The 14,625-nt window shown below is 32.6% G+C and carries 9 protein-coding genes; 6 read left to right on the top strand and 3 right to left on the bottom strand.

The window, feature by feature from the left end; translation table 11 throughout:
* Window positions 1-171 precede the first annotated feature (171 nt).
* On the top strand, window positions 172-885 hold the full coding sequence (locus A9G24_RS02020) for a helix-turn-helix domain-containing protein (protein ID WP_081303047.1): 714 nt from the start codon (window positions 172-174) through the stop codon (window positions 883-885).
* Between the two features lie 50 nt (window positions 886-935).
* Window positions 936-1,979: a YdgH/BhsA/McbA-like domain containing protein gene (locus A9G24_RS02015; RefSeq protein ID WP_065637547.1), complete on the top strand. Its 1,044-nt coding sequence runs from the start codon at window positions 936-938 to the stop codon at window positions 1,977-1,979.
* 70 nt (window positions 1,980-2,049) lie between these two features.
* On the opposite strand, the gene hrpA is transcribed toward A9G24_RS02015, so the two are convergent.
* On the bottom strand, window positions 2,050-5,925 hold the full coding sequence (gene hrpA, locus A9G24_RS02010; RefSeq protein WP_081303046.1) for an ATP-dependent RNA helicase HrpA: 3,876 nt from the start codon (window positions 5,923-5,925) through the stop codon (window positions 2,050-2,052).
* Window positions 5,926-6,001: 76 nt separating this feature from the next.
* On the opposite strand from hrpA, the gene A9G24_RS02005 reads away from it, so the two are divergent.
* From A9G24_RS02005 to A9G24_RS01990, 4 genes are all read left to right on the top strand, one after another.
* Window positions 6,002-6,421 (top strand): META domain-containing protein, encoded by a 420-nt coding sequence (locus tag A9G24_RS02005; RefSeq protein WP_065637546.1) that lies wholly within the window; start codon window positions 6,002-6,004, stop codon window positions 6,419-6,421.
* A gap of 342 nt (window positions 6,422-6,763) precedes the next feature.
* Window positions 6,764-8,176 carry a pyruvate kinase PykF gene (pykF, locus tag A9G24_RS02000; RefSeq protein WP_065637545.1) on the top strand — a complete coding sequence of 471 codons (1,413 nt, stop codon included), beginning with the start codon at window positions 6,764-6,766 and terminating at the stop codon, window positions 8,174-8,176.
* A gap of 105 nt (window positions 8,177-8,281) precedes the next feature.
* The gene (gene ppk1, locus A9G24_RS01995; RefSeq protein ID WP_065637544.1) at window positions 8,282-10,348 is read left to right on the top strand and encodes a polyphosphate kinase 1; all 2,067 of its coding nucleotides are present in this window, start codon (window positions 8,282-8,284) and stop codon (window positions 10,346-10,348) included.
* 1 nt (window position 10,349) lies between these two features.
* Window positions 10,350-11,873, top strand: a complete 1,524-nt coding sequence (locus tag A9G24_RS01990; protein WP_065637543.1) for a Ppx/GppA phosphatase family protein — start codon at window positions 10,350-10,352, stop codon at window positions 11,871-11,873.
* An 80-nt stretch (window positions 11,874-11,953) separates the two neighbouring features.
* Here A9G24_RS01990 and A9G24_RS01985 read toward each other — a convergent pair whose 3' ends face one another.
* Window positions 11,954-13,417: a DASS family sodium-coupled anion symporter gene (locus A9G24_RS01985; protein ID WP_065637542.1), complete on the bottom strand. Its 1,464-nt coding sequence runs from the start codon at window positions 13,415-13,417 to the stop codon at window positions 11,954-11,956.
* Between the two features lie 218 nt (window positions 13,418-13,635).
* Entirely contained in the window at window positions 13,636-14,607 is a 972-nt protein-coding gene (locus tag A9G24_RS01980) for an FAD:protein FMN transferase (RefSeq protein ID WP_065637541.1), read from the bottom strand.
* Between the last annotated feature and the right edge of the window lie 18 nt (window positions 14,608-14,625).

Genomic DNA, 14,625 nt, shown 5'->3' with positions numbered 1-14,625 from the left:
ATTAATAAAAATAAATAGCCATTAAAATCAATACGTTATAATAATGTATATTATGTTAAATAATATTTAATTAATACAATGAAAAATTATAAAATAATAATTAGTGTGCAATTGTTGTTTTATTATAAAATATGATAACCTAATAAATTATGATTGTTTCTTTTGGTTAATATGCAAAATATTTTTAAGACATTGCGTTCAAAAAGTTATTCTGTTCCATGTGAATTATGTAGCATAGGATCTCTTTGTATTCCCATGATGCTCAACAATAAGATAGATAGCATTTTAAATCGCAAAGTATCTTATAGCAAAGACGAAATTGTAGTTAAGGCTAATACACCATTTACTAAATTCTACATTATTCATGCAGGTGCATTTAAAACTTTTGTTACAACGGCAGATAATCACCAACAAATTAATGGTTTTTATTTACCCGGTGATATTGTTGGTTTAGATTCAATTTCGACAAAAGTATATAACAATACTATCCAAGCGCTTAGCAATACGCAGGTTTGTGAGCTTCGTTATGACGAATTAATGTCACTTGTTGATAATCAAAAAAACATTAGAGACATGGTATTTAATTTACTAAGTTCTGATATTTATAATTATCAAAAATTAGTATTATGCTATTCACAAAAAAAAGCGGATGAGCGATTAGCAACATTCATATATTCACTTTATCAACGTTATAAAGAAAGAGGACATTCTTCATTAAATATTAAACTGATGATGAGTCGAGCTGATATTGCTAACTATTTAGGCCTAACGATTGAAACAGTTAGTAGAAATTTATCAAAATTTCAAGAACAAAATATTTTATCAGCTAAAGGAAAATATATATTTATTAAAAACTTAAATGCTTTAATAGATTTAGGCAATTAGATTTATTTATGTTAAAATAACAGCAATACTATATTGTAAGGTCTTAATATATGACAAGTTTAAAGAAAACATTTATTGTAGCAACTTTGGCTCTTGCCCCTCTTTCTTCGTTTGCAGCCCAACAACTAACCGAGCAACAAGCTAAAGATTTGCAATCATTTAAAAGTATAACTATCCGTGGAGCATTTTATACTGATAATGACTATGTTTTGGCAATGTCAAAAGCGGCAGATAAAGAAGGTGCTGCATCTTTTTTTATAACAACTACCAATATCAGCCCTTCTAATGATACTTTACGCATCGTCTACGCTAAATTATATAAATCTGATGCTCCTAAAGCTGAACAACAAATAGAAAGTTTTCGTAAATTCGAGGGTGTATATGAATATCCCAAATCTAAAGCCATACGTTTAGAGCCTTTCAATATCGTGCGTATTCGTGGTTATTTCCCCAATGAATATGATATGAACCAAGCAATTGCAAAAGAAGCATCAGCAAAAGGTGCTTACGCCTTTTATATTGATTCACGTTCTGAATTAGGTAGTAATATACAAGTTGCCGCCTATTTATTTAAGAAGGATGCACCTGAACGTAAACTACAACCAGAAAATGCAATTCCTTATGATTCTGAAGCTGGTCAACAAGCCCTAGCTAAAGGTGGTGATGCCGCAATGCAAGTTGAAAAACCAGGATATTATTCCTCATCAGCGTTTAATGAAAAATTTTATGCAGATAAATTTAATAATAAAATAAAAGTCATTGATGAACTTACTAATAAAACGAAAACTTCTGCAGCAACCAGTATCCATGCATCTGAAGTTACCACGCTTGAGACTGAATCTCAACGTGTTAATCGTTACACTGTCACTCTGTCAAACGGGCGAAAAATTCAAGAATTAAATGATGCAACTGCAGCTAAAATGGTGGCATTTGATACAATTAAATTCAGAGGTTATTATGTTACTGATCAGGAAATTTCTTATCAGGCAGGTAAACGAGCTATTGATGCCGGTGCTAAGTATTATCATATTGCTAGAGTAGCTCATGATTCAAATGGTCCGAATATAACTGTGTTTGTCGATCTTTATCGATAAACTTTATATAGATAATTGGGCGCATAAGCGCCCTTTTTTTATCGAACAAATATCTTCATTCAATTAACTGTTACAACTCAGATTTTACTTTATCGATTTGTTGCTTAATACGTTTTGCTGAAATTGGATATGCAGTACCTAACTGCTGTGCAAATAGATTTACTCTAAGCTCTTCAATCATCCAACGAATATTTGTTACTTTTTCTTGTGATTTTGAATTTTCCGATAAGCTATTCACCCATTTTTTATATTCAATTTCAACCTCTTCAATTATATTCATCGATTGCCTATCTTTAGTGGAATTCAACATTAGTTTTTCAATTCTTTTTTCAATCGCCAATAAATAACGATTGATATCTGGCAGTCGTTTATAACTCGATTTTACAACAAAACCTTTATAAATAAGATTATCCATTTGCTTTTTTATATCAGATAAAGCAAAAGCTAATGATATATCAATGCGACCCTTTAACTTTTTACTGATGTTGTAAAATAAAGTCAAAATGGACTCAACTTCTTTGGCAATATCAACCACAACATCATTAATATGACTTTTAGTATAATCTAATAATGCCTCATAATCATTTTGGCTTTGAATGGCCTGACCATTTTTTTCAATCAAATAGTCAACACCACAAGCAATGCAGTCATCAATTAAACTCAGTACCGTACCAAAAGCATTGAAGTATAAGCCTAATTTAGATTTATTCGGTAACTTTTCATGTAAATACTTGATTGGCGATGGTATATTGAGTATAAGCAAGCGTCTTAGTCCTAATTTTGTCAGTCTTTGTTGCTCATCTTGATTATCGACTAACTTAATGCTTACAGAATATTGATTATCAATGATTGCTGGATAAGCTTTAATCGTATAATTTTTATGATTTTCTTCATAGATACTAGGTAGAGAGCCGAAACTCCACCCAGTTAAATTACTTTGCTCAATTTGAACCGTTTTCTTAATTGTTAAAGATGATAATGCTTGTTGAAGTTCGTTTTTAAGTTGTTCTTTTAGTAAAACGAGGTCTTTACTTGCAGCAATTTCTTTATTGTTATTATCAACAATGCTAAAAGTCATTTTCAAATAATCAGGAATTTGATCCAATTGCCAATCTTCATGGGTAATTTTTACACCTGTCATTTTATGAAATTCGGTTTCTAAACTTTCAAGTAAAGGTTGATCCATTGAAATACCCCTACTCAAAAATGCATCAGCATAGTTTGGTGCTGGAACAAAATTTCGGCGCAGTGATTTAGGTAATGATTTAATTAATGCAATAATTAGATCTTTTCTAAAACCTGGTACCTGCCAATCAAATCCCCTATTTTTGATTTGGTTTAATAGATTAAGAGGTATTCTTATTGTGACGCCGTCACTTTTATATCCGATATCAAATTGATAACTCAGTGCTAATTTCAAATTATCTTGATTCCAAAAATCAGGAAAGTCATTTAAATTTATTAGTTGTGCCGATTGTTTGATCAACATCTCTTTCTTAACATTAAGAAAGTCAGGATCTGATTTCTGTTTTTGTTTCCACCAAGCATCAAAATGTTTAGATGATACGACTGATTTATCTATTCGCTTATCATAAAAATCAAAAAGTTCATCATCATCTATTAAAATATCTTGCCGACGAGATTTATGCTCAAGATCTTTAATCTCATTAATTAATTTTTTATTTTTTTTATAAAACTGATGGTTGGTAAACCAATCACCTTCAACCAAGGCATGACGAATAAATAGGGAACGACTTAATACAGGATCGATTTTACTATAATTCACTATTCGGCTAACAACAATAGGTAAACCAAATAATGTGACTTTTTCATTTGCAATTGTTGTACCTTGTTTTTTGGACCACCTTGGTTCGTTATAACTATATTTCACCAAATTTTTTGCTATGGGCTCAATCCATTCAGCTTCAATTTTAGCCGCTGTTCTTCCCCATAGCCGGCTAGTTTCAATCAGTTCACTAACGATACACCATTTAGGTTGATTTTTGAAAAGTGCCGAATTAGGAAAAATTGCAAATTTAATATTTCGTGCCCCAATATATTCATGCTTTTCAAGTTCTTTCATTCCGATATGGGATAATAAACCGCTTAGTAATGAAACATGTAATGAATTATAATCTGCCGCTTTACTATTTATAGGGAATGCTAATTGTTTAATTGTTTGTCTAATTTGTGTATAAACATCTTGCCATTCTCGAATCCGAAGGTAGTTTAAGAACTCTTTCTGACACAATCGTCTAAATTGATTGCCGGATAGCATATTTTGTTGTTCTTTAATATAATTCCATAAATTAATCAAAGAAATAAAATCGGACTCCTTATCTACAAAACGCCAATGTTTTTCATCAGAAATTTGCTGTTTATCAAAAGGTCTTTCTCTAGGATCTTGTATCGACAAAGCTGCAGTAATTATCATTATTTCTTTAGTACAACCTAATCGCCTTGCTTCGACCAGCATTCTGGCCAACCTTGGGTCGATGGGTAATTGTGCTAAAATCCGTCCTATTTCAGTTAAATGATATCGATGATGTTTAGTAAATATTGCACCGAGTTCTTCTAATAATCGAATGCCATCACGAATATATTTTGCATCAGGCGCTTCAACAAAAGGAAATGCTGCAATGTCACCTAAACCTAACGAGGTCATCTGTAATATCACCGATGCTAAATTGGTACGTAAAATTTCAGGATCGGTAAATTCGGGACGAGATAAAAAATCTTGTTCATCATATAACCGGATGCAGATACCATCTGAGGTTCGCCCACAGCGCCCTTTTCGTTGGTTGGCTGAAGCTTGAGATATCGGTTCAATCGGTAAACGTTGAACTTTAGTGCGATAACTATAGCGACTAATCCTAGCTAAACCCGTGTCGATAACATATTTAATTCCAGGCACCGTTAACGATGTTTCTGCCACATTTGTTGCTAGAACTATTCGCCTTTTAGTGTGTGACTGAAAAATCCGATTTTGTTCTGATACTGATAACCTTGCATATAATGGTAAGATATCAGTATGACGAAGTTCCAATTTATTAAGTGTATCTGCAAGATCTCGAATTTCTCTTTCACCAGTTAGAAAAATAAGTATATCACCATGGCTTTCAGCAGACAGTTCATCAATTGCTTCTATGATCGGTTGAAAATCACTATTTTTATCATTGTAATTATCATCTTCATTTAATATTGTGGGACGATATCTAACTTCAACTGGATAGGTACGACCCGACACTTCAATAATCGGTGCTTGGTTAAAATGTTTAGAAAAACGTTCCACATCAATCGTTGCCGATGTTATTATGACTTTCAAGTCTGGACGTTTAGGTAATAATTGCTTAAGGTAGCCTAAAATAAAATCAATGTTTAAGCTACGTTCATGAGCTTCGTCAATAATAATGGTATCGTATTGTAATAAAAGTTTATCTTTTTGAATTTCAGCAAGCAATATACCGTCAGTCATTAATTTAATCAGTGTTGTTTCACTAACATGATCAGAGAATCTGACTTTGAAACCAACTAATTGCCCTATTTCTGTTTTCAACTCATCTGCAATACGATTAGCCACTGAACGTGCAGCTAATCTCCTTGGTTGGGTGTGACCAATATAGCCTTTGACGCCCAAGCCTAATTCTAAACAGATTTTAGGAATTTGCGTGGTTTTTCCTGAACCTGTTTCACCTGCGATTATGACCACTTGATGATGCTTAATTGCGTCATAAATTTTTTGTTTTTTTTCAACAACAGGTAAATTATCTGGAAAATCAATGCTCTTTGGTAATGAATCTATTCTAGCTTGGTAATGTAACTTAGCATTTTGTATGGCTGAATCTATATTAGTTATAGTTTGACTTTTCTGGGCAAATTTTATTATTTTGTGCTTATCTAAGAAAGTCATTGAGTCAAGGTTTTTTAATTGGTTTTGAGATAACATAGAGAGTCAGATAATATTAATTAACGTCATAAATAGGTTTAATTATAGCAAATTTAACCCATCATTAGGAGTTCATATGAAAAAAACATTATTGCTAATTTCGCTATTTACTGTTGCTTTGGTTATGTCTGGTTGCTATGAAACGGGTAAGATACAAGATACTGATCTTATGCATCACCGTTTCGTATTAATTAATGCAAATGGTCAGGATATCTCTTTAGATGATCAAGCTGAGCTTATATTCGGTGAAAAAATGACTATCACAGGCAAAATGTGTAACCAGTTTTCAGGTCAAGTTATTTTAGATAAAAACAACATTAAAGGTACAGGTGTTGCAATGATCAAAATGCTTTGTAATGATGATCAATTAAATCAATTAGATCATGTTATTCAACAATTAATTACTGATGGTGCAAAAATCAATTTAACTAATAACCAATTAACTTTGAAAAACAACAAAAATGAACTCATTTACCAACTTAAAGATTTAATGTAGTTCAAACCTTTTATTTTTGTGCGAGTTTTAGTAAAAATACATTTATGAATGTTATTATTAAATTATTTTATAAACAAAAAATTTATTTAGGATAAAAAACTTTATTTAAAATACTGTTAAGAATATAATAAGAATAATTTTTAAAGGATTTAACTTATTGATGAAATTATCATACTCTTCAAATGCTTTATGTGATTTTTGTGGCTATTTAAAGCTACATAGAAGCCTTTTAACCAACCCTACCAATGCACTGCCATTGTTTTTTTGCATAACGTTGATTTATCGAGTTTTTAAATAGAATCAAAACATTAACATTAAATAAATTACAAAGTAGATATTATTATGAAAAAGACTAAAATTGTTTGTACTATCGGACCCAAATCCGAATCAAAAGAGATGTTAGCAAAATTGTTAAACGCAGGCATGAATGTTATGCGTTTAAACTTTTCTCATGGTGATTATGAAGAACATGGCAACCGTATTAAGAACTTACGAGAAGTCATGCAAGAAACTGGATTAAAAGCGGCGATCATGTTAGATACCAAAGGGCCAGAAATCCGCACCATTAAATTAGAAGGAGGTGATGATGTATCACTTATTGCTGGTCAAACATTTACTTTTACAACAGATAAGAATGTCATTGGAAATAATGAACGAGTAGCAGTTACATATGATGGCTTTGCGCATGATCTGAAACCGGGTAATCGTGTACTTGTTGATGATGGTTTAATTGCAATGGACGTGATAGAAATCAAAGGTAACGAAGTTATCTGTACAGTTTTAAACAACGGAGAGCTTGGTGAAAATAAAGGTATCAATTTACCTGGCGTTTCAATTAAATTACCAGCACTAGCAGAAAAAGATAAAAACGACCTTATTTTTGGTTGTGAACAAGGGGTTGATTTTATTGCAGCATCATTTATTCGTAAACGTTCTGATGTTGAAGACATTCGCGCTCACTTAAAAGCGCATGGTGGTGAAGATATAAAAATTATCTCTAAAATCGAAAATCAAGAGGGTTTAGATAACTTTGATGAAATTCTTGAGGCTTCTGACGGTATTATGGTTGCACGTGGTGACTTAGGTGTTGAAATTGCCGTTGAAGAAGTTATTTTTGCTCAAAAAATGATGATCAAAAAATGTAATAAAGCCTCTAAACCAGTTATAACCGCAACACAAATGCTCGATTCAATGATCAAAAATCCGCGCCCTACTCGTGCTGAAGCTGGTGATGTAGCAAATGCAATTATTGATGGTACCGATGCAGTTATGCTTTCAGGCGAAAGTGCTAAAGGTAAATATCCACTAGAAACAGTCAATGTCATGGCGACTATCTGTAAACGTACAGATGGTACTATTCCTGCTTTTTTAGAACTAACAACTAAAGAAGAAAAATTAAGCATAACCGCGGCTGTTTGTTGTGGTGCTGTGGAAATTGCTGAACGTTTAAATGCACCATTAATTGTTGTTGCAACACGTAGTGGTAAATCCGCTCGAGAGGTTCGTCATTATTTTCCAAGAGCCCGCATTTTAGCGCTTTCATCAAGTCAAAAAACGGTTAATCAGTTAGCTGTTACTAAAGGTGTAGAACCAATTTTAATTGATTCAATCAATTCAACTGATGATTTTTATCGTTTAGGTAAAGAGATGGCGGTAAAAGTATGTGGTTTACAACAAGGCGATATTATTGTGATGGTGTCTGGTGCTTTAGTACCAAGTGGAACCACTAACACAACTTCAGTTCACCGTATTTAAATCTTAAATTTTTAATCGATATAAAAAAAGCTAGCTATCTGCTAGCTTTTTTTTTTACTTAAGTTATTCTGTATAGAATCTTTTACTAGAGTTTAAAAAACTATAATGATTGAAGAAAAAGTATATTTACCTAAAGAGCTCAGCTGGTTATCTTTCAATCAGCGAGTTTTACAAGAGGCTGCAGATAAAAGCAATCCGCTTATCGAAAGAGTACGGTTTTTAGGCATATACTCCAGTAATCTTGATGAATTTTATAAAGTCCAGTTTGCTAATTTAAAAAGATATGTGCTTATTGAACAAGAACAAGTGCATTCTTCATCTAATGCTAAAAGCCTATTACGACAAGTAAATCAAAAGGTTATTCAATTAGAATTACAGTTTGATCAACTTTATAATGAATTATTGTTAGAAATGGCCAGAAATCAAATCTTTTTGATTAATGAAAGACAACTTTCGGCTTATCAAGAAAATTGGATTAAGAATTATTATAAACAAAATCTGAGGCAATATATTACCCCTATTTTGCTTGATAGCCATACAGAATTGATTCAATTTTTAAAAGATGATCATGCCTATTTGGCTGTAGAAATAGTTTGTGAGGATAATATCAGTTATGCATTACTAGAACTTCCGACTGATAATGTTTCTCGTTTTGTACTGCTACCGTCAGAGGTTTCAACTAAAAATAAGTGCATCATCTTTTTAGACAACATATTACGATATTGTTTATCAGATATTTTTAAAGTTTTTTTTGATGCCAAAGAATTAAATGCGTATTCAATTAATATTAATCGAGATGCAGAATATGAGTTGAATACTGAATTAGATAGCTTACTTGAACTTATGTCTCAAGGTTTAAAACAACGCTTAACAGCACAGCCAGTACGATTTACTTATCAAAAAGATATGCCAAAAGCATTATTTGAATTGTTGATTAATAAATTACGGTTAACCGAACAAGACGCAATGCCTGGTGGACGCTATCCTAATTTTAAAGATCTTGTTAAATTTCCTGAACTTGGGCAAAAGAATTTATTAAATAAGAAAATACAAAACTTAAGCTACACTCGATTTAAGCAATTCCGAAATTCGTTTGATACAATTAAAGATCGAGATGTTTTACTTTATTACCCCTATTACTCTTTTGGCCATGTTTTAGAAATCATGAGGCAAGCTTCATTTGATCCATCTGTTACGCATATTCGAATGAATATTTACCGAGTAGCAAAAGACTCTCGCTTTATTCATGCCGCCATCAATGCTGCAAATAATGGCAAAAAAGTCACCGTAGTCGTTGAATTGCAAGCTAGGTTTGATGAAGAAGCAAATATAAAATGGGCAAAACAGTTGATTAGCAGTGGTATTAAAGTTATCTATTCACAACCCAAACTTAAAATCCACGCTAAATTATTTTTAATTGATCGTAAAGAAAGCGATCAAATAGTTCGTTATGCCCATATTGGTTCAGGTAATTTTAATGAAAAAACAGCAACCATTTATACCGATTTTTCACTATTAACAGCAGATCCAGCAATTACAGATGAAGTTAAAAAAGTATTTAATTTTATTGAAAACCCATTTAAACCCGTATCATTTAACCATTTGCTTGTTTCACCACAAAATACACGATTACGATTTTATGAATTTATCGAACGAGAAATAAATAATGCCAAAGCTGGCAAAGCAGCAGGCATCTATTTAAAACTTAATGCAATAACTGATAAAGATATGATAGATCAATTGTATCGTGCATCTTGTGCTGGGGTAAAAGTTAGAATGGTTGTAAGAGGAACTTGTGTATTAATACCACAGATTCCGAATTTAAGTGAAAATATTACTGTTACAAGTATTGTTGATCAGTTCTTAGAGCATGCTCGTGTTTATATTTTTGAAAATAATGGGAAAAAAGATACTTATATCTCCTCTGCCGACTGGATGCCCCGTAATATTGATAATCGGATTGAAGTAGGCGTGAAAATCTTCGATCCAATAATAAAGTCAACTATCCACAATATATTTGATATACAATGCAACGACAATGTAAAAGCTCGTATTATTGATAAAGATGCAGCCAACAATTACGTACAAAGAGGTAATAAGAAAAAAATCAGAGCCCAGTATGCCATTTATGATTATTTGAAGCAGTCAGAATCCTTTGAAAAAGGACTCTAACATGAATAGTTTCAATGAATATGCGGTAGTCGATCTTGGTTCAAATAGTTTTCATATGGTGATTGCTCGTATCATTAATGGTGTCATACAGATTATTTATAAAAATAAAATAAATATTCATCTCGCAACAGGGCTTAAAGCCAATAACGAACTCACTGAATCAAGTATTATGCGAGGTGTAGAGTGCCTTGCGCTGTTTGCCGAACGATTAAATGGATTTCCTCACGAACATATTCGTGTTGTCGCAACTCATACTTTAAGGGTGGCCAAAAATAGACATAAATTTTTAATGGCGGCGGCTAAAGTGTTTCCCTTCCCTATTGAAATTATTTCGGGCCAAGAGGAGGCTCGTCTTATTTATTTAGGCACCATGACAGCAGAATCAACATCACCAACCGATACAAAACTTGTGATAGATATCGGTGGTGGATCTACTGAAATTGCGATAGGCAAAGGAAATGATTTAACTCCTTTAATTGTTGCTAGTCGTCCCATGGGATGTGTAACTTATACCAAACAGTTTTTTTATGAGCAGACAATTGACGCAGTATCATTTCAACAAGCAAAACTTGCCGCCGAACAGCAAATAGAAAGTATGATAAGTAGACTAAAAAAAATGAATATCACAGCTGCATTTGGTACGTCTGGAACCATTAAGTCTATTTATCATATCTTATTAGATCTTGGTGTCAGTGATGGCATTATCACTCCTAAAAGGCTCGATGATCTAATTAGTTATGTTTTGGAATTTAAAACATTTAACGATATTAATTACCCCTCTTTGTCCAAAGAAAGAAAAAAAGTATTTGTCAGCGGGTTAGCTATATTTAGTGGTATTTTTAATGCGCTGGGTTTACAGACTTTACAATTTAGCCCATGCGCATTACGGGAGGGCGTATTTTATGAGTTGATTGATTGCCCTAATTACCAAGATATTAGGAAAAACACCGCACAATCACTTTCAGAACATTACAACATAGATCAGCGCCATGCAAAACAAGTTGTTAAAACTGCAAAATATTTATTTTCACAATGGCAAAAGCAAGCACCGATTACTATTCCGCCCAATCTTGAATCTATTTTATACTGGGCAGCTCAGCTCCATGAGGTAGGTTTAAAGATTAACTTTTCTTCAATTCATAAACATTCAAGTTATATTTTGCAAAATAGTAATCTGCCAGGATTCAATGAAGAACAACAATTACTTTTATCTACCCTTGTTCGCTACCATAGAAAATCGATCAATATTGATGAACTACCTTATTTTAGCCTGTTTGAATACAAACATATAATATCATTAATGCAAATTCTAAGATTGTCTATCCTCATAAATAATCAACGGAATGCCGCCATTGATTTACAGGCATTTCAATTAAAATTATTAGAAAATAAACTAGCCAAAATCACTTTAGAAATTAATCAAGAATTTGTTGAAAATAATAAACTGATATTACTTGATTTAGCCCAAGAACAAAAATATTGGGAAGTGATTAACGATTGGAAACTATCAATTGTAATTTGCTAGCAATAAAAATTGATATACAGATGAATACCGCCAATCAATGTGGCGGTATATACAATAGTTTGTAAGATAGTTTTTAATTATTATTGATCAAGGCCAATAATCTTCCACCATAAAATACCGATAGTAAATATAATGAGCAGATTTACAACACTACACATAAAACCAACTTTCCACCAAGTTTTTACAGGAACAAACCCCTCGGCAAATAATAGTGGATTTCTAGCATTTGCAAACTGTGTTATTGACCCAAAATAATTAGTACAAATGACTAAAGCAAAAATGGCAATCAAAGTTGGTACACCAAGCGCAATAGCAATCGATAAGAAAACTGGGAATAATGCGGCAATATGCGCATTTCCACTGGCAAAGAAGTAATGTAAATAAACATAAGCAATACATAAAACGATTATTACAAATATCCAACTACTTTCACCTAAATGACCTTGCACCGCGCTACCTATTGTATCGCCCAGCCATTTTGTTACACCAAGTTTATTCACTTGGCCTGCCATCATTAATAATGCCGCAAACCAAATTAATGTGTCCCAAGCCGCTTTTTCGCCTTTTATATCATCCCAGCTTAATACACCGGTTAAGATCAATATAGTCAAACCAATAAAGGCTGTAGTCGTTGAATCTATACCAAAGTTTTTACCAAAAATCCAAAATACTAATAATAGCAGTACAGTTCCTCCCATAACAATTTCGTTAATGGTTATTGGTCCCATTTTTGTTAATTCTTCATCAGCTAACTTTGGTGCTTCTGGCGTTTTCTTTAGTTCTGGATTAGTTAAGAAATAAATAACCAAAGGGATCACAATAAATGAAACTAAACATGGCACAATTGCTGCAATAAACCATTGTCCCCAGCCTAGTGTAATACCTAGTGATGTTGTAACTAATTTAGCAGCTAATAAGTTTCCAGTAAATGCTGTCAAGAACATTGCAGAGGTGATATCATTTACATGACTAATCGTTAACATTAAAAATGTACCAATGCGGTTTCTTGATTTATCTTTCGGGTTAGAGTTAAAATTGATGGCTAAAGCTTCTGCTATTGGATATATAACACCTCCAGCTCGAGCGGTGGTACTTGGAATAGCTGGCGCCAACGCGATATCAGTAACAGATAAACCGTAAGCTAATCCCAATGTATTTTTACCCAAAATCTTCACAAGATAATAGGCAATGCGTTTACTTAGCCCTGTTTTAATAAAGCCTCGAGCAATCATAAAAGCAATAACAATCAACCAAATAAGACTACTATTTAATTCGCTTAAGGCGATTTTAATAGCTGCCGTATTTGTATCTGCCCCAGAAGGTCTTAATACGGCAAAAACGGTAATTGCCAATAAGCCAATTGCTCCAATTGGCATTATTTCGGCCACAATGCAGGCAATAGTAGCCACAAAAATAATACTGGTTTGCCAACCTTGTTGGCTAATACCAGTTGGCGGTGTTACAAACAACCAGAGTATTGCTGAGATTGCTGCAATAATTATGAGTGGAAGCCATTTTACTGGCGGTTTTTTTACTATATTCATAGTATCTTCCTTTTTAATTTAAATAGTATTTAATAAGTTAATATTTAATTTTGTTACACTATGATACTCACTTCGTACTCCATTATTTGCACAAGTTTATTGTCTTATATAAAAGCATCAAAAGAATTAAATTTTTAACAAAATTTTGAGCAAAACATCAAATAAACCATAAAAACTTAAATAAAATTAATATTATTTATGATTTTTTGATGGCAATCTTAATTATAATCTCTGCTGATTGTGTATTGAGTATCAAGCTGTTGAAAAATAAAATTATCAGTATTGATTAATGTTATTGTTTTATTTTTTAACAAGAATATAGCTGATAAGTTTTGATGTTTTTGTAAATATTCTCTACTTTTATCAAGTCCCCATCCATAAAAGACAGTTGAATAAATATCGCCTTCCAATGAAGAATCTGAAATTATTGTCACGCTTTCTAATTCATTGTCTAGTGGATAGCCTGTTTTGGGATTAAATATGTGATGGTAAAGATGACTGTTTTGTATAAAAAAGCGCTCATAAATCCCCGATGTTACAACCGACTTGTTTATAACTTTAATAATCCCAGACAGCTTATTTTTAGTTGAAAACGGTTTTCTTAGCCCCACATGCCAATAGCCGTCTTCATTAAGTGAAGATTTACCCAATGTTAATACATTACCACCTAAATTAATGATGCCTTGATACACTTGATATTGTTGTAAAATCAATTTGACGACATCAGCAATATATCCTTTAGCAATTGCACCTAAATCAATTTCCATCCCAGATTTTTTCAAAAATATGGAATGGGTCTTTACATCCAGTTCAACATTTTTAGGATCAGTTAACAATAATTGTTGTTTTATTAACTTGGTAGATGGTACTTGATAATCTTGAAAGCCAATTTTCCAAAGCTTAATTAATGGACCAATGGCAAAATTAAAGCAGCTATTGAAATGTAGGCTGACTTTTTGAGCTTGTTCAATCAAAGAAAACACAGAATGGCTTACTTTAACAGGGCATTGGCCAGCTGCTAAATTAATTGACATAACTTCTGATAACGACCTATTAACGGTTAATTTATCCTCAAGCACTTTTATGGTTTCAAAAACAGCATATGCAGCGGCTTCATTAGGCTCTAATAGCGTTAATGAAACCGTTGTTCCCATTAAAGTTTGAGTATATTCATAGCTAGGACGTACCATACTAAACAAGCTCAAATA

It is taken from the genome of Gilliamella sp. App6-5 (assembly GCF_001690525.1).
Taxonomy (GTDB): Bacteria; Pseudomonadota; Gammaproteobacteria; order Enterobacterales; family Orbaceae; genus Gilliamella; species Gilliamella apicola_H.
The sequence above is the reverse complement of the archived record's forward strand: the minus strand, read 5'-3'. Positions and strand labels throughout refer to the sequence as shown.